The 16,618-nt window shown below is 37.0% G+C and carries 17 protein-coding genes; 3 read left to right on the top strand and 14 right to left on the bottom strand.

Annotation, left to right across the window (positions count from 1 at the left end; genetic code table 11):
• Positions 1-54 precede the first annotated feature (54 nt).
• Positions 55-231, top strand: a complete 177-nt coding sequence (locus tag ACN6MX_RS11315; protein WP_419959024.1) for a hypothetical protein — start codon at positions 55-57, stop codon at positions 229-231.
• 180 nt (positions 232-411) lie between these two features.
• On the opposite strand, the gene ACN6MX_RS11320 is transcribed toward ACN6MX_RS11315, so the two are convergent.
• The gene (locus tag ACN6MX_RS11320; protein ID WP_419959025.1) at positions 412-1,296 is read right to left on the bottom strand and encodes a deoxyribonuclease IV; all 885 of its coding nucleotides are present in this window, start codon (positions 1,294-1,296) and stop codon (positions 412-414) included.
• Between the two features lie 12 nt (positions 1,297-1,308).
• Positions 1,309-2,607 carry a DEAD/DEAH box helicase gene (locus ACN6MX_RS11325; protein ID WP_419959026.1) on the bottom strand — a complete coding sequence of 433 codons (1,299 nt, stop codon included), beginning with the start codon at positions 2,605-2,607 and terminating at the stop codon, positions 1,309-1,311.
• Between the two features lie 104 nt (positions 2,608-2,711).
• Between ACN6MX_RS11325 and vrrA the strand changes: the two genes are divergently transcribed.
• Positions 2,712-3,218 (top strand): VrrA/YqfQ family protein, encoded by a 507-nt coding sequence (vrrA, locus tag ACN6MX_RS11330; RefSeq protein ID WP_419959027.1) that lies wholly within the window; start codon positions 2,712-2,714, stop codon positions 3,216-3,218.
• A gap of 67 nt (positions 3,219-3,285) precedes the next feature.
• A complete protein-coding gene (locus ACN6MX_RS11335; RefSeq protein ID WP_419959028.1) occupies positions 3,286-4,263 on the top strand; it encodes a 4-hydroxy-3-methylbut-2-enyl diphosphate reductase in 978 nt (325 codons plus the stop codon).
• Between the two features lie 35 nt (positions 4,264-4,298).
• Here the strand turns inward: ACN6MX_RS11335 and ACN6MX_RS11340 are convergent, their stop codons facing one another.
• The 12 genes from ACN6MX_RS11340 to rpoD form a co-directional block, all read right to left on the bottom strand.
• Entirely contained in the window at positions 4,299-5,417 is a 1,119-nt protein-coding gene (locus ACN6MX_RS11340) for a Nif3-like dinuclear metal center hexameric protein (protein ID WP_419959029.1), read from the bottom strand.
• Positions 5,418-5,420: 3 nt separating this feature from the next.
• A complete protein-coding gene (locus ACN6MX_RS11345) occupies positions 5,421-6,110 on the bottom strand; it encodes a tRNA (adenine(22)-N(1))-methyltransferase (RefSeq protein WP_419959030.1) in 690 nt (229 codons plus the stop codon).
• Positions 6,111-6,198: 88 nt separating this feature from the next.
• Positions 6,199-6,570, bottom strand: coding sequence for a cytochrome c550 (gene cccA / locus ACN6MX_RS11350; RefSeq protein WP_419959031.1), 372 nt, complete (start codon positions 6,568-6,570; stop codon positions 6,199-6,201).
• 149 nt (positions 6,571-6,719) lie between these two features.
• Positions 6,720-7,859 carry an acyl-CoA dehydrogenase family protein gene (locus ACN6MX_RS11355; RefSeq protein WP_419959032.1) on the bottom strand — a complete coding sequence of 380 codons (1,140 nt, stop codon included), beginning with the start codon at positions 7,857-7,859 and terminating at the stop codon, positions 6,720-6,722.
• 803 nt (positions 7,860-8,662) lie between these two features.
• Positions 8,663-10,000 carry a gluconate:H+ symporter gene (locus ACN6MX_RS11360; RefSeq protein ID WP_419959033.1) on the bottom strand — a complete coding sequence of 446 codons (1,338 nt, stop codon included), beginning with the start codon at positions 9,998-10,000 and terminating at the stop codon, positions 8,663-8,665.
• Positions 10,001-10,085: 85 nt separating this feature from the next.
• Positions 10,086-11,090, bottom strand: a complete 1,005-nt coding sequence (locus ACN6MX_RS11365; protein ID WP_419959034.1) for a LacI family DNA-binding transcriptional regulator — start codon at positions 11,088-11,090, stop codon at positions 10,086-10,088.
• Between the two features lie 5 nt (positions 11,091-11,095).
• Entirely contained in the window at positions 11,096-11,932 is an 837-nt protein-coding gene (locus tag ACN6MX_RS11370) for an SDR family oxidoreductase (RefSeq protein ID WP_419959035.1), read from the bottom strand.
• The gene (uxuA, locus tag ACN6MX_RS11375) at positions 11,929-13,002 is read right to left on the bottom strand and encodes a mannonate dehydratase (RefSeq protein WP_419959036.1); all 1,074 of its coding nucleotides are present in this window, start codon (positions 13,000-13,002) and stop codon (positions 11,929-11,931) included. Before uxuA ends, ACN6MX_RS11370 begins: the two co-directional genes overlap by 4 nt.
• A gap of 16 nt (positions 13,003-13,018) precedes the next feature.
• The gene (locus tag ACN6MX_RS11380) at positions 13,019-13,639 is read right to left on the bottom strand and encodes a bifunctional 2-keto-4-hydroxyglutarate aldolase/2-keto-3-deoxy-6-phosphogluconate aldolase (RefSeq protein ID WP_419959037.1); all 621 of its coding nucleotides are present in this window, start codon (positions 13,637-13,639) and stop codon (positions 13,019-13,021) included.
• A gap of 14 nt (positions 13,640-13,653) precedes the next feature.
• A complete protein-coding gene (locus ACN6MX_RS11385) occupies positions 13,654-14,610 on the bottom strand; it encodes a sugar kinase (RefSeq protein WP_419959038.1) in 957 nt (318 codons plus the stop codon).
• Between the two features lie 214 nt (positions 14,611-14,824).
• Positions 14,825-15,382: a hypothetical protein gene (locus tag ACN6MX_RS11390; protein WP_419959039.1), complete on the bottom strand. Its 558-nt coding sequence runs from the start codon at positions 15,380-15,382 to the stop codon at positions 14,825-14,827.
• A gap of 85 nt (positions 15,383-15,467) precedes the next feature.
• Positions 15,468-16,592, bottom strand: coding sequence for an RNA polymerase sigma factor RpoD (rpoD, locus tag ACN6MX_RS11395; protein WP_419959040.1), 1,125 nt, complete (start codon positions 16,590-16,592; stop codon positions 15,468-15,470).
• Between the last annotated feature and the right edge of the window lie 26 nt (positions 16,593-16,618).

Genomic DNA, 16,618 nt, shown 5'->3' on the forward strand with positions numbered 1-16,618 from the left:
CAAACATGTACATTAAAGGAGTTCAAAACAATTGTAAGGGGTTTCGATATACAATTGTCAGACAAAGAATTGAAAAGTGTCCATCCACTTTTAAAAGAAATTTCACTTTCCTGGCTAGTTTTTGGAGTCCCACTCGCAATACAACAAAAATTGATCCAAATACTCGGGGAACAGCGTGCAATGGACCTTTATAAAGAAATAAAAGAAAAGGCACCATCTTCTTTTGGATAAAAGAAGATTATGCCTTGAAATTTCTTGTGAATATGAAAATATGCTTTCTTACTCAGTTTCTGTCCAACTCCAGCGGCCTAGCCCCTCGAGTCGCTTCCTGATTTCAGCAAAGTCAAAGAACGCCTTTACGTGAAATCCTTCCAGCTCTGATCGGGGCTTACTTAGGCCCTTACGCTTTTCTTAACGTAATGCATCGATAGCTTCTGGATTAAACTGTTTGGTACGAAGCATTTCAATCTCATATTTGTATGGGGCTTCCTTCGATTTAGCATCTACACCTACAAATGGTGTTTCTAAAATCTTCGGTAGCTCCATCAATTGTGGGTGATGGACAATGTATTGTAATGTCTCAAATCCAATTTCCCCAAAGCCGATATTCTCATGTCGGTCTTTTGCTGCTCCACAAATATTTTTACTATCATTAATGTGAAGTACTTTTAAACGATCAATACCGATTATTTTATCGAACTCATTTAAGACTCCATCGAAATCTTCTACGATATTATAACCAGCATCGTGAATATGGCAAGTATCCATGCAAATGGATAAGCGATGATTGTTTACAACACCATCTATAATTTGTGCAAGTTCATCAAAAGTGCGACCACATTCTGATCCTTTTCCAGCCATTGTCTCTAACGCTATTTGAACAGGGAAATCAGTTGCTAGCACTTCATTTAAGCCTTCAACAATTCTAGCAATACCCGCATCTGCTCCAGCTCCAACATGGGCTCCTGGATGCAAAACAATTTGGGTGGCACCGATATGAGCGGTTCTTTCAATTTCTTTTTGTAGAAACTCAACCCCAAGAGCAAAAGTCTCCGGTTTTGTCGTATTTCCTAGATTGATAATATAAGGAGCATGTACGACGATATTGGACATCCCATTTTCTTTCATATGAGCGATACCAGCTTCAATATTCAATTCTTCAATTGGTTTTCTTCTAGTATTTTGTGGTGCTCCCGTATAAATCATAAAAGTATTTGCACCATATGATGCAGCTTCTTTACTCGAACCCAGCAGCATCTCTTTTCCGCTCATAGAAACATGTGAACCTAATAACATGACAGCAACTCCTTATTTTTTACGGTTTTTAATACGTCTCTCTCTTTTCTTCACTTTATCCATTTCCCATTTCATATTACGCTTATAGCCTGGTTTAACCTTTTTCGGCTTACGTACTTGGGCTTTAGCTATTGCATCTATTTCGTTTTCATTTTTCGTACGGTTTTTTCGTGCGTGGCGCTCTTTAAGTTCTGACCATTCTCCATTAATCACATCTTTATGTTCGAGAGGAATACCCATTTTCTCAAGACGTACTAAAGCATCCTCGTCAGATGGTTCGTAGAGTGTTATAGCAATACCAGTCATTCCAGCACGTGCTGTTCTTCCGACACGGTGAACAAAAAACTCTAAATCATCTGGAATTTCATAATTAATCACATGGCTGACTCCAGGAATATCAATTCCTCGTGCAGCTAGATCCGTTGCAACAATATATTGAAACTCTAGATCATGTATTTGTTTCATCACTCGTTTACGGTCACGAGGTGATATATCACCATGGACTACACCAACTTTAACCCCGTTACCTTGTAAATAATTTGCTACTTCATCTGCATGTTGTTTCGTATTTGCAAATATAATGGCTAGGTATGGATTTATACCTTCCATAACATCCAGTAAACGTTTTTTTCTAGATTTGCTTCGAACTGGAGTTACAATAAATTCAATGCCCTCAGCTACTCGACGTTTCTCGCCTATTTTGATATGGACTGGTGAATCCATATATTTCTTTAAGAAAGGTTGTAATTTTTCTGGAATTGTAGCAGAAAACACATACATTTCTAGTTTTTCAGGCATGCGAGATGCAAATTGATCGATTTCATTGATAAAACCAAGATCGAAAGCTAAATCCGCTTCGTCTACAACTAAAACATTTGCAGTATGAACAAGTAACGCTTGCTCTACTGTAAGATCACGAAGTCTACCTGGAGTTCCAACAACAATTTGTGGTTGTGTTTTTAGTTTTTCTATTGACCGGGCTTTGTCAGTCCCACCAATAAATAATTTTGTTTGAATTTCTGTGCCTTCTACTAGCTTGTTCAACTCATTATAAATTTGTGTTGCAAGCTCTCTTGTTGGTGATGTAATAACTGCTTGTACTTCTTTTTTACTAGCATCTATTTTTTCAACAATTGGGATCAAAAAACTATGTGTTTTTCCTGTTCCAGTATGTGCTTGACCAATCGCGCTTTTCCCCTTTAAAACAAGTGGAATCATTTCTCTTTGAATTGGCGTTGGTTCTTGGAAGCCTAATTTTTCTATTGCATCTAGTAAAAAAGGCTGAAAACTATAATCTGTATATTTGGACATCCTACGTCACTCCCTCACATTTCTTTATTGTACCACGATTGTACATAAAACGTATAATTTGCATAGAATAGAATAGTCTTTGTTGTTCGAAAGGAGATGAAAAAATGCGCTACCAATCTTTTTATCCGTTCGCCCAAAATAGGGGAAATGATTTTTTTGGCATGTCCAATTCTGGTCCCCAAAATGTTCCGAATAATTCCTTCGACTTTTTTGGAGGAAATCAAGCTCCCCCACCACCTGCACCTGCACCTGCAGGACCTGCAACTAATTTTTTTAGTCAGTTTCAATCAGCACCCACAGGAGGCTTTCAACAGGGCCAACCAGTGTCCAAAACAATGGGCTACTTACAAACAGCAGACAAATTTTTAAATACAGCTCAACAGCTTACGCCTATGGTTAGACAATTCGCTCCTATGATTCAAAACGTTCCTGCTCTGTTGAAATTATATCGTGGTTTTCAGTCTGTTCCTGCTGCTACAACTGCGGCGGCTGTTGGTAATGTAAGTGCTTCTGCCGCCTCCACAGCCGCTAGCGCAGCTACTGCTGCAAGTACTGCAACTTCTTTACCAACCGGAGCATCCATTCCTCGGATTTTCCAACCTCCAATTTAAACTTTTGTAATCATCCATATGCTCCGCTATAATATGAGTATGCTCGTATTGAAGGGAGTTACGTAAAATGATTGTACAAAAAATTTCGCCTAGAGGATATTGTTATGGTGTAGTGGATGCAATGGTTATTGCTCGTAATGCTGCATTAGATACTTCTCTTCCGAGGCCAATATATATATTGGGAATGATCGTCCATAATAAGCATGTAACAGATGCATTCGAAAATGATGGAATAATAACTTTAGATGGAGAAAATCGCTTAGATATTTTGTCTAAAGTAGATACAGGCACCGTTATCTTCACCGCCCACGGTGTGTCGCCAGAAGTAAAAGAATTAGCTCGTAAAAAGGGGCTAGTTTCAATAGATGCAACATGTCCGGATGTTACAGTTACCCATGATCTCATAAGAGAAAAAACCGCTGAAGGATTTGACATAATTTACATTGGCAAAAAAGGTCACCCAGAGCCAGAGGGTGCAATTGGTGTAGCACCCGATAAAGTCCACCTTGTTCAAACGATAGAGGACGTTGAAAGTTTAAAGATCTCTACAGATAAATTACTCGTTACCAATCAAACTACAATGTCACAGTGGGATGTTGTAGATTTGATGAAAAAATTAGAAGAAAAGTTCCCGCATATTGAAGTTCATAAAGAAATCTGTTTGGCCACTCAGGTTCGACAAGAAGCAGTTGCTGAACAAGCTGGAGAAGCTGACCTTTTAATAGTAGTAGGTGATCCAATGAGTAATAATTCTAATAGACTGACACAAGTTTCAGAGGAAATTGCGGGAACTCCTTCTTACCGAATTGGCGACATTTCTGATTTAAAATTGGATTGGTTAGACAATATTTCTCATGTAGCTGTTACAGCAGGTGCTTCCACCCCTACACCTATAGTAAAAGAGGTTATTCAATTTCTAGAAAAGTATGATCCTAATGATCCGGAAACTCATGATACAACGAAAAAAACAGTACCAGAAAAGATTCTACCTAAAATTAAAGTTCCAAAACCTGTAAATCGCATTGAACCCTATACAGTTAAATAGAAAAAGCTGCTCTCTTTTGAGCAGCTTTTTTCAAATCAAATTAATTGAAAGGGCTCTGTAGAAACTTTTGAAGGAAGGAATTCAACGGAAAGTTTATTCTGAACACATACTTCTTTCATATACTCCGCAACCCCATTTTTCATAATTTGTTCTACATGATGTCCTGGATCGATAACCGATAATCCGATAGCCTCTGCATCTTGCGCTACATGGAAATACAAATCACCTGTTATAAACACATCAGCTCCTGCTCTTTTAGCAGTCTGTATATATTTATTTCCGTCTCCACCAAGTACAGCAACTTTTTGTACTTCCTTCGTTAAATCCCCTACAACTCTAACAAAAGGTACATTTAATTGCTTTTTGACTACTTGAGCATATCCAGATAATGTTATTTTTTCAGGCAATGTCCCAATTCTTCCTAGGCCCATTTTGTTTACTTCTGATTCCAGCAATATTAAATCATATGCAGGCTCTTCATATGGATGATTTGTTAATAATGCTCTTAAAATCTTATTTTTCAAAGAAACAGGAAAAACTACTTCAATCTTATCCTCTTCAACCATTGTTAATTCGTTCACTTTACCAATATAAGGGTTTGCTAAATCTGTGGGCTTAAACCTACCTTCTCCACTTGAGGTGAAACTACAGGACTGATAATCCCCGATTTGACCTGCACCTGCAATACTTAATGCAGTTCTTACAGCTTCGGTGGATTGTTTAGGTGTAAACACCGATAACTTCATCAGTCGTTCTGAGTTAGTTTGCTCTAATATATCTACATTTTCTAATTGCAAGGCGGTAGCAAGTAAATCATTTACTCCACCTGTTGCGATATCTAAGTTCGTATGTGCAGCATAAACAGCAATATCATGCTTTATCAATTTCTCGATTAAAATTCCTTGTGGTAAATCTGTTCTCATATTTTTTAATCCACGATAAATGGGAGGATGGTGTGCAATAATAAGCTCGCAACCATTTGTAATCGCTTCTTCTACTGTTTCCAAATTCACGTCCAACGTAACCAAAACTTTTGAAACAGTTTTAGTTAGCTTGCCTATCTGTAAACCTACTGGATCACCATCAACCGCCAACGATTTTGGTGCCCATTGCTCGAAAAGGGAAATAATATGTTGTCCATTTGTTTCCTTCATCGTTTATAAAGTCTCCTTCACTAAGTCAATCTTATTTTCGAGTTCTTCTCTTTTTTGATGTACCTCAGTTCCTTGTATTTTATTTAGCTCATTTACTATTCGTTGCCACTCATTTAGTTCATTGCTCCATTTCTTTAGATAAATAGGCGATTTTTCTTTACTAAGGATTGGACCAACTAGTAACTCTTTTTCTGATAACTTCATGCTGCCTTTTTTTAATACAAGAATCTCATATATTTTATCGTGTTCTTCTAGAATTACTTCCTGTTCTATCTTCCATTGTTCTTGAACAGCCCATTCTCTTATAGCTTTGGCATGTATATTAGGTTGTAAAATTAGTGTATCTACTTTGGAAAGTTTTCCTTTACCAGATTCTAGAATGGAGGCTATGAGTGGACCACCCATTCCAGCTATAGTTACGGTTTGAACATTATCTTCATCCGAAATTACCTCTAACCCATTTCCGAAACGGACGTCTATATTTTGTTGTAAACCTTCACTTATCACTTGTTTTTGGGCAGATTCGAATGGACCTTTTACTACTTCCCCGGCAATAGCTTTTGTAATGACACCTTCATGTACTAAAAAACATGGTAAATATGCATGATCACTACCGATATCCGCTAAAATAGTATTTTCTCTTACAAAGGAAGCGACCGTTGTTAGTCTATCCGATAATTTTTTTGCATTCATAATTTCAACACCTCTTCTATAACTATTATAGCAAAAAAGAAAAAAGACCTCGATTCTTTTACAGAATCTAAGGTCTTTTAGTCAAATACTATTCTAAAGATTTAACCCATGCCGCCATAGCGTCAATGTTTTCAGCAGGTACTAAATCTTTTGGCATTGCACCTTTACCATTTGCTAAAACGTCTTTGATTTCATCTTCGGACAATGAAGTTTCAACTAACGATGGGCCCATCCCACCTTCATAACTATTACCATGACAACCGATACATTTTCCTTGAGCTAGAGCTTCCGGATCAAATTCTCCAGCAGACGCATCTTCTCCGCCTTCTGTTCCTTCTGCATGCTCTTCAGTTGCAGCCATTTCTTCTTTGTTCCCTACGCCGTCCATAGACAAGAAGAAAATTAGACCAATACCAAAAGCCATAATTAGGATAAATGGAATTATTGGATTTCTTTGCATAGTTAACCCTCCCTTTTAATACAATCTTTTCTAATATAGAATTAGTCAACATTTACATTGTACTGCATTCTAGTTAAAACGAAAAGTCTTATGGGATAAGTTTTCTTACATTGTGACAATTTAGACATAATTTTCGTGTTTTTTTTCATTTAACAACCAATATGTCGAGCTATTACCATTCTCTGTACTTCAGAGGTTCCTTCACCAATTTCAAGTAGTTTAGCATCTCGCATATATCGCTCTACCTCGTACTCTTTCATATAGCCATATCCACCATGTATTTGAATAGCTTGATCTGCTACTTCCATTGCAATTTCGGATGCGTATAGTTTACACATAGAAGCTTCCTTACCAAATGCACGCCCCTGATCTTTCAACCATGCTGCTTTGTGTACCATTGTACGTGCAAGTTCAATCTTCATAGCCATATCAGCCAATTTAAATTGAGTTACCTGAAACTCAGAAAGAGTCTTCCCAAATTGCTTGCGCTCTTTAGAATAACGAAGAGCTCTGTCAAAAGCTGCTTGAGCAATACCTACTGCCATAGCCCCTATGCCAATCCGACCCCCGTCAAGCGTTACAAGGAATTGTTTAAATCCATTTCCTTTTTCACCTAACAAGTTTTCCTGAGGCACACGTACGTTTTCTAAAACTAGCTCCGTTGTGTTAGATGCATTAAGCCCCATTTTTTCGTAGTTATCGATAACAGAGAAACCTTCTGAATCTGTTGGAACAATAATAGCGGAAATTTCTTTTTTTCCATCCTTTACAGCAGTAATGGCTGTTAGAGCTAAGTGTTTTGCATAGCTAGCATTTGTTATAAAGGCTTTGTTTCCATTAATAACATAATGATCGCCTTCTTCTTTTGCGGTTGTCTGTGTACCGCCTGCGTCCGACCCTGCGTTAGGCTCTGTTAACCCAAAAGCACCAAATGATTCTCCTGTACAAACGGGAACCAAGTATTTTTGTTTTTGCTCTTCTGTACCAAATAAATTAAGTGGTGCACCACCTAGTGATATATGCGCAGAGTATGTAATTCCTGTGGAAGCACATGCTCTACTTAGCTCTTCCGTAACGATCGCAAAACTAAGAGTATCTGCTCCTGCTCCGCCATACTCTTCTGAAAACGGTAAGCCCATCATCCCCATGTCGGCTAGTTGTTTAAAGATTTCTTTTGGAAATGCCTTTGTTTTATCGCGCTCAATTGCTCCTGGAGCTACAACCTCATCCGAAAACTCACGAATTGTTTTACGGATCATTTTATGTTCCTGTGTCAAATCAAAATTCATTTCTTTCATCCCCTTTGTAAATAAAAACGCTTACATTTCTATTATACTAAAAATACTAGAAATTCAAAGATTTATCGTAAGAAAAGCACATAAAAGCACAAGTAACATAAAGGTCAAAACCTGTTTCTACAGTTTTCAGTAGGCTTTGAACAGACGAGTCGTTATATTATTACCGATTGATTTTTAAAGAAGCAGTTAATTTGTAGGAGTTCATCTGTCCGTCGCCCTCCTACAAATTTTAGAAACAGGTTAGAGCCTTTTGGATAACTAGAGAAAAGATACTTTCTTTCAAATAGAACAAGCGCACGAAGAAACAATTTCTGGTGCTTCTCCTTTTTTATTAAGTAAAGACTTATCATTCTTCTAAATCCCACTATTCTAAAATAAATTTCCTAACTTAATTCCTCATTTAATAGGTGATAACTAGGATGATGATGCTATTATTACTACATTTAACTTAAACAAATCCTATCATCTAAGCGACGGCTATGCTAACTTTTATTGTCGAGCACTACTTCCTATATTGATCATAGTGGAAGGGGGCGACTCAGGATGAGCTAGATACATGAAACATCACAGGCGAACGCGCAAGCGTCGGTGTTGGTTCATCGCTCACCCTGCGGAGGCCAACAAAATGTTAGTCACGAAGGCGTTGCGATCGCGAGGCAACGCTCTTAGCCTTTGTTCCTTTGCATAAAACGAAAATAAGCAGTATCAATGATTGTATAGAGCTTATTTGAATCTTTCAAAAAATGCCTTCCTATCCTACTAAACAGTAGAATAGAAAAGCAGATATAAGAGAATTATATAAACAAGCTAAGTAATAACACGACTCCTAATCCTACAATAGAGTTGGTGAATAGAAGAAGTCCCCATGTTTTAAACGTGTCTTTAATAGATAAGTTGAAATACTCTTTAAACAACCAAAAGGATGCATCATTTACATGTGTGATAGTGTTACTTCCTGCTGCAGTTGCTAAAACCATTAGTACTGGATTAACGTCAAACGTATGTATAAGTGGACCTACTATTCCTGCTGCAGTAATAGCAGAAACAACGCCTGTCCCAGTTGCAATACGAAGAATCGCTGTAATTAACCATGCCATGATCAGTGGAGATACACTAGTATTTTGCATCATTCCAGCGATAAAATCACCAATACCTGTATCCAAAATGATTTGCTTGAATGCCCCACCAGCACCAACTATGAATACAATCATTGCAATTCCTTCAATAGCTCCAGAGAACGAACCCATCACATCTTTCATGGATCTGCCCCTTCTTGTACCGAAAACATAAATCGATACTAGCACGGCAAGAATCATACTAATTTCAGCACTACCAAAGAAATTAACAACTTGAGAGAATGTTGACTCTTTAGCAACAAAAATATTGATGATAGTAGCTGCAGTAATAATAATTGCTGGTAATAAAGGAACTATTAAACTAACTGCAAATCCAGGCATTTCATCTTCTGAAAATTGTTTTGATTTTTTCAAAAGTGGTGGAATAGGTAAATCCAGATTCCGCAACATTCTTGGCAAGATAATACCAGCACAAATAACGGATGGAACTACCACAACAATACCTAAAATATATACCATTCCCATATCAGCACCATAAGCATTTACAAGTGCAGTTGGCCCTGGTTGTGGCGGGAAAATACTATGCGCCATCGTTGCGGCAGCTACCATCGTCATCCCTAATCGTAAATAGGGTATTTTCGCTTCAATGGCAATACTTATAACGAGCGGTGCTAGAATGATAAATGCCACTTCATAAAAAACGGAAACTCCAAATATAGAACCTACAATTAATATCGCCCATTCAACATTCTTTACTCCAAATTTATTCAGTAAGGTGGATGCTACACGTTGAGCAGCCCCTGAATCTACCATTAATTTCCCTAGTACAGCACCCATACCAATAATTATTGCTAAACTTCCTAATGTCCCGCCAAATCCAGTTTTTATAGATAAAATTACTGCGTCTAATGTTAAACCATTTAATATACCTACTAAAATAGCAACAATTAATAGAGCCAAAACACTATTTAGTTTTACAACTATATTTAGATATAGTAAAAGTGCCACCCCTAGTACTACCCAGATTATTGGAGCGTATTCGATAAACCAATCCATATTTATTTCCCCTAACCCTTTTCAATTTTCATTGAGATGATTTTATAACATGTATAGATTATCCTTGCCTATAATTCTTTTAAAACTAATAGGATTCTCGGGAATTTAAAGTTGCTTTTAAACGATAAATCCCGTTCCCATCCACCCCTTGGTCTTGATTAATTTGATTTAACAATAGATTTACCGCTTGATTTGCCATTTCCACGGTTGGTTGAGAAATTGTAGAAATCGTTGGAGTGAAAAAGCTTGCGAACGATACTTCATCAATTCCAATTACTGCTATGTCTTCTGGAATCTTTAAATCATGTTGTTTGATATAACTCAATACATCGATTAAGACCCGATCGTTCCCAGCTATAATCGCATCAGGTGGCGCACTTAATTGAAATAATTCATTTAAAGCTAAATTTAATTTATCTATGTCTGGAGATTTGATATAATCAGCCACTACTGGCATATTTAAATCCTCTAACGCCTTCTTGTAGCCTTGTATTCTTTCTACACGAGGACTAATATTTCGAATGATTGAAGTAGTTATAATGGATATACGTTTATAGCCCTTTTCAACTAAACTTTCTACGGCAAGCTTTGAAGCGTCCATGTTATCAAGCATAACGGTTGGTATGTCCATTTCATCAATCATTCTATCCATGAATACTAGTGGCACGTTTTGGCTAATCATTTCTTTATATAAATCTACATTACCGCCTGTGGGGAAGATGATAAAACCGTCGACCTGTTTGGCCATCAACATTTCAATATAATTTCTTTCTTTTTCCGGTTCATCATCTGCATTACAAACAATAATATGAAAACCCTGTTGTTGAAAATTATTTTCTATTGCGCGAATAATTTGAGTCGAAAATGTATGAAGAATATTAGCTACAATGACTCCAACCGTAAAAGTCGATTTTTGTTTTAAGCTTCGAGCAACAATATTTGGTCTATAATTTAGTTCTTTTATAGTTTTTTCTATTTTTTTTCGTGTTGTCTCGCTCATATATTCATATCGTTTATTTAAATATTGAGATACAGTACTTTTAGAAACTTGTGCATGGTTTGCTACATCCGCAATCGTAATGTTTTTCATAATGCTTATACCCCTGAGTAAGCCATAAAACCACCATCAACAGCCATAGTTGTACCAGTAACAAATGACGAATATGATTCATCAACTAGAAATAACAATGCTCCTAGTAATTCTTCAGGCTTACCAAATTTCTTCATAGGTGTAGCGTCCATAATTTTCTTAGATCTTGCTGTATAATTGCCGTTTTCATCAAGCAATAAATCTTTATTTTGTGTAGTTACAAAAAATCCAGGTGCGATTGAATTTACACGTAATCCGGCTTCTGCAAAATGAACAGCCATCCACATTGTAAAATTATTAATAGATGCTTTTGCTGCACTATATGCCGGAATCTTGGTTAACGGCGCATATGAACTCATTGATGAGATATTGATAATAGTCGGAGATTCTGCCTTTAATAGTTCTTTACCAAAAACTTGGCTCGGTAGAAATGTACCTGTAAAATTCAAAGAAAAGACATCTGAAAACCCATTTTCGTCTAGATCAAAGAATGATTTACCTGCAGCATCTTCTTCGTATTTTTCAGGTCCCGTAATCGCATCTGGGTGGTTACCACCCGCTCCATTAATCAGAATATCTACTCGGCCAAATTGCGCTAAAACAGTTTTTTTAGCTCGAACAAGAGACTCACGATTCAATACATCCGTTTCTATAGCAATCGCAATTCCACCATTAGATGTAATTTCGTCTGCTATCTTTTGACCCTTCTCAGCAGTTCTGTTCAAAATTGCAATTTTCACACCATGACGCACTAACTCAACGGCCATTCTTGAGCATAATACACCGCCGCCTCCTGTTATTACAGCAACGCGACCATTTAGATTTTCATGAATTGGAATCATTTTGTTACCTCCTTTTTCGCTTCAAAAGCATCCCATAGTCCAAGCAAATACATAATACCTAGAGCTCGATCATACAAGCCATAGCCAGGACGACAAACCTCTCCCCAAATATGACGACCGTGGTCTGGTCTAACATAACCTTCGTAATTTTGTTTATTTAGCTCTTCCACTACACCTTTTACATCAATTGAACCATCCGTTGTATAATGCGAAGTTTCAGTAAAGTTACCGTTTTCATAAATTTTCACGTTTCGAATATGTGAAAACGGTGAGCGTGCTGCGTATTTTCTAGCAACTTGGACCATATCATTTTCCGGATTTGCACCCATCGAACCAGTGCACATTGTAAATCCGTTAGATGATGAAGCCGAAATAGCAATTAGTTTTTCATAGCTTTTTTCCCCAGTGATAATACGTGGCAGACCAAAAATTGAATATGGAGGATCATCCGGATGAATGGCCATTTTAATACCAGCTTCCTCTGCTACAGGGAGAATTTCATTCAAAAAGTAGGCTAGGTTATCCCAAAGCTTAGCCTCATCTACTTCCTTATATGCTTCGAATAATTCAGCAATATGAGCCATTCTTTCTGGTTCCCATCCAGGTAGAGATAAGTCAGATGATTCATTAACTGTTCTAACTAATTCTTGAGGATCCAAATTCTCCACTTTTGTTTTCTCAAAAAACAATGCAGTTGATCCATCTTCAAGTGGGTGGAACATTTCCGTACGTGTCCAGTCGAATATTGGCATGAAATTATAACAAATTACCTTTACTCCATATTCACCTAGATTTCGAATTGATTGCTTGTAGTTCTCAATATATTGATCACGTTCTGCGTTTCCTAATTTAATAGATTCATGGACATTCACACTTTCAACAACGTCGGTATGAAAACCAAATGAATTTATATAATCGATTTCCTCTTTAATTTCTTCTTTGTCCCACACTTCTCCAGCAGGCTTTTGATGAAGAGCCCATACGATTCCTTTAACACCAGGAATTTGTTTAATATTTTCGAGTGTTACTGTATCATTACCTCTTCCGTACCAACGAAAAGTCATATTCATGATTTACTCTCTCCTCTCACTTTTTACTAGCATCTATATACTTTTTACTTGCTTCCACAACTGCTTCATATCCACCAGCTTTATAAGCTTTGTTCAAATCGCTTCCAACTCCTACTGCAACTGCGCCAGCATCAAGCCATTCCTGCATATTGTTAGCGTTAATGCCACCTGTCGGCATTATTTGTACATGTGGTAAAGGACCTTTCACTGATTTAATAAATGAAGGGTCAAAATTATTTGCAGGGAACAATTTCAAAATATCGCATCCTGCCTCTAACGCTTTTACCATCTCCCGAATTGTCATACATCCTGGTAAATATGGAATACCATATCTATTACAAACTTTTGCTACATCCTCACTAAAATGCGGACTAACGACAAATTTTGCACCATATAAAATCGCATGTCGAGCTGTTTCTGCATCAAGTACTGTACCAGCACCTAAAACCGCATCTATTTCTTGAAGCTCTTCAAATGCATTTTGAACTTGAGGAGTTGTGTAGGTTAACTCAATAATTCGAATTCCACCTTCGACTGCAGCTTTTGTTAATTGAATTGCTTCCTCTGCGCTATTTCCTCTAATAACAGCAACTACTTTAGATTCAGTAACTTTTGCCAATGTTGAATATTTTGTCATTGTATATTTCCTCCTTATCGCTCAATCACTTTCTCATTTCGAATAAAAGCAAGTACTTCCGACAGTTCAGGAAGTCCCTCATTGTCTCCGGAAACGGTTGTTACAAGTGCCCCTACTCCATTTGCGAATTTCAGTCTCTCGTTTGGTTCATAGGCATGAAGGTATGAATAGATATATCCAGCATCAAAGCCGTCTCCTGCTCCAACTGTATCTATTGGATTCACTTTAAATGCCTCTTCTATATACCAATTGTTATTTGTGTATACTCTTGCACCATTACCACCATCTTTTATAACTAACTGTGAAATCTCAAAGCGTTTCGCGCATTCAACCAAAGCCTGCTCTGTTGAAGTACCAATGATCATCTCAATCTCATCTAATCCAGTAAGTAGTATATCTACATAGGGGAAAATATCCATATATGCTTCCGTTGCTTCTTCAATAGTCCACAGTTTCAATCTTATATTTGGATCAAACGAAACCGGAATATTATTTTGTTTAGCTAGAGTTAGTACTTTTTTCGTTATGTCTAAATTTTTTGGATCGATAGCAAGGAAAACACCAGTCAAGTGAACAAGATCTATTCCTTCAAGCATTTGTTCCGTAATATCATTAGGTTCCATTGTTAGTATTGGAGACTGGTATCGGTAGTAAAAGGTTTTACCTGATCCGTCTTCGCGAATTTCTTTAAAATTCAAGGATGTAGGATAACCCTCGACCAATTTCACTTCAGAGACATCAATACCCTCTCCACGTGCAAAATTATAGATAACTCTTCCAAACTCATCGCCACCTAGGCGACTTACCCACTTAGAATTCAGTCCGAGTCGAGCACAGCCTATAGCAAAGTTCAGTTCAGCTCCTCCAACCTTTCTAGTAAATGTCGGTACATATCTCATTGGTCCTGTTACCGAAGGATTAAATGTGATTAAAGCATCGCCCAAAGTTAGTACTCCAAAATTTTTATCCATTGACTCTGCTCCCTATAAATAATTTTATAAATCGGTTTAGTAAATCGGTTTATAATGATTATATATTGAAAGGGTTTTCAATTTCAAGTATTATTTACAATTGTTCGTTAACTTTTTATATTAAAAAAACGTCAACAATCAATCACAAATGTGAATAATTGTTGACGTTTAAAGGATTTTGTCGATTTAATTAGAGAGTTGAATTGCGAATAAATTAGTTGAAAATAAAATAACCAATAATTAACACCAGGCCTAATATACCTGAAATACTAAAATATACTAGCTTCAGCAGTAATCCAGAAAATAGCCATAACAAACAATTCCCGAAGATTAAACCGATTAATATTAATGGGTTATCCCCAAAATAAACATCCCATATTTTAAAGGATAATGCTAATAATAAAAGAGCAGAAAATACAAACAGTAATGGAGCCATCACTGATTTGTTTCTTACTAGTTTAATAGCTATGTATAAAAAGGACAGAATAGCAATTGCAACAAGAATAATAGGTATAAAAATTGCGGTTGTCACGATAAACATAGATGCTAATAAAAGTACGGTTAATAAACCGACTATTATATACAATATTATTTTATTTTTTTGTTTGTTTGCTAATACTGCCTTAGATGAATTCTCCACTTGTTCATCTTCTTGATTTTCTCCTTGGGCGTATAATGCTAAAAGAAAATCACAATAATGTTCGGGTAGTAGTCTGTTTTTTTTCCAAAAAGCAATTTCATTCATAATAATTTGCTTTCGCTGCAGCGACATATCTAGTCCTCTTTTCATCTGGTTAAACCAGTATTATAGATTCATAGAATATAGAAAAAGACATCCACAGTGGATGTCTTCCATACTATTCTAAAAAGTCTTTCAGACGTTTACTTCTAGACGGGTGACGCAGTTTTCTTAGTGCTTTTGCCTCGATTTGACGAATACGCTCACGCGTAACTCCAAATACTTTACCTACCTCTTCAAGCGTTCTCGTACGACCATCATCCAGACCGAAACGCAAGCGTAATACGTTTTCTTCTCTGTCTGTAAGAGTATCCAATACATCTTCCAATTGCTCTTTCAGGAGCTCATAAGCTGCATGATCAGAAGGAGACTGTGCATCTGCATCTTCTATAAAATCGCCTAAATGAGAATCATCCTCTTCCCCAATAGGAGTTTCTAAAGAAACAGGTTCTTGAGCAATTTTTAATATTTCTCGAACTTTTTCTGCTGGTAAGTCCATTTCTTCTCCAATTTCTTCTGGTGAAGGTTCACGACCTAAATCTTGCAATAATTGGCGTTGCACGCGAATTAATTTGTTTATTGTTTCGACCATATGCACGGGAATACGGATTGTTCTAGCTTGGTCTGCGATTGCACGTGTGATTGCTTGACGAATCCACCATGTTGCATAAGTACTAAATTTGAATCCTTTACGATGATCAAATTTCTCTACAGCTTTGATAAGCCCCATATTACCTTCTTGGATAAGGTCTAAAAATAGCATGCCACGCCCAACATAACGTTTAGCAATACTTACAACTAATCGAAGGTTTGCTTCCGCTAGACGTTTTCTAGCTTCTTCATCCCCTTGCTCAATACGTTCAGCTAGGGCAACCTCTTCAGAAGCTTTTAGTAAGTCTACTCGCCCTATTTCCTTCAAGTACATACGAACGGGGTCATTAATCTTGACTCCAGGTGGTACACTTAAATCATTTAAATCAAAGGTCTCTTCTTTCCCTTTCATTAAACGATCCAAATCTTCTTCATCACCATCTTTACGGCTAAGTTCAATATTTCTACCTTCAAGATTGTCGATGAACTCTTCGATTTGATCAGATTCAAGTTCGAAATGAGCTAATTTTTCTGCAATATCATGATATGTCAACTCACCATTTTTTTTACCTAACTCGATTAATTGTTTTTTTGCCTCTTCTAATGATAATTCAATATCTGATTCTTTTGTACGTTCGGACTTGTCCGCCATAAGAATTCCTCCTTTTACTACCGGAT

It is taken from the genome of Psychrobacillus sp. BM2 (assembly GCF_048572895.1).
Classification (GTDB): domain Bacteria; phylum Bacillota; class Bacilli; order Bacillales_A; family Planococcaceae; genus Psychrobacillus.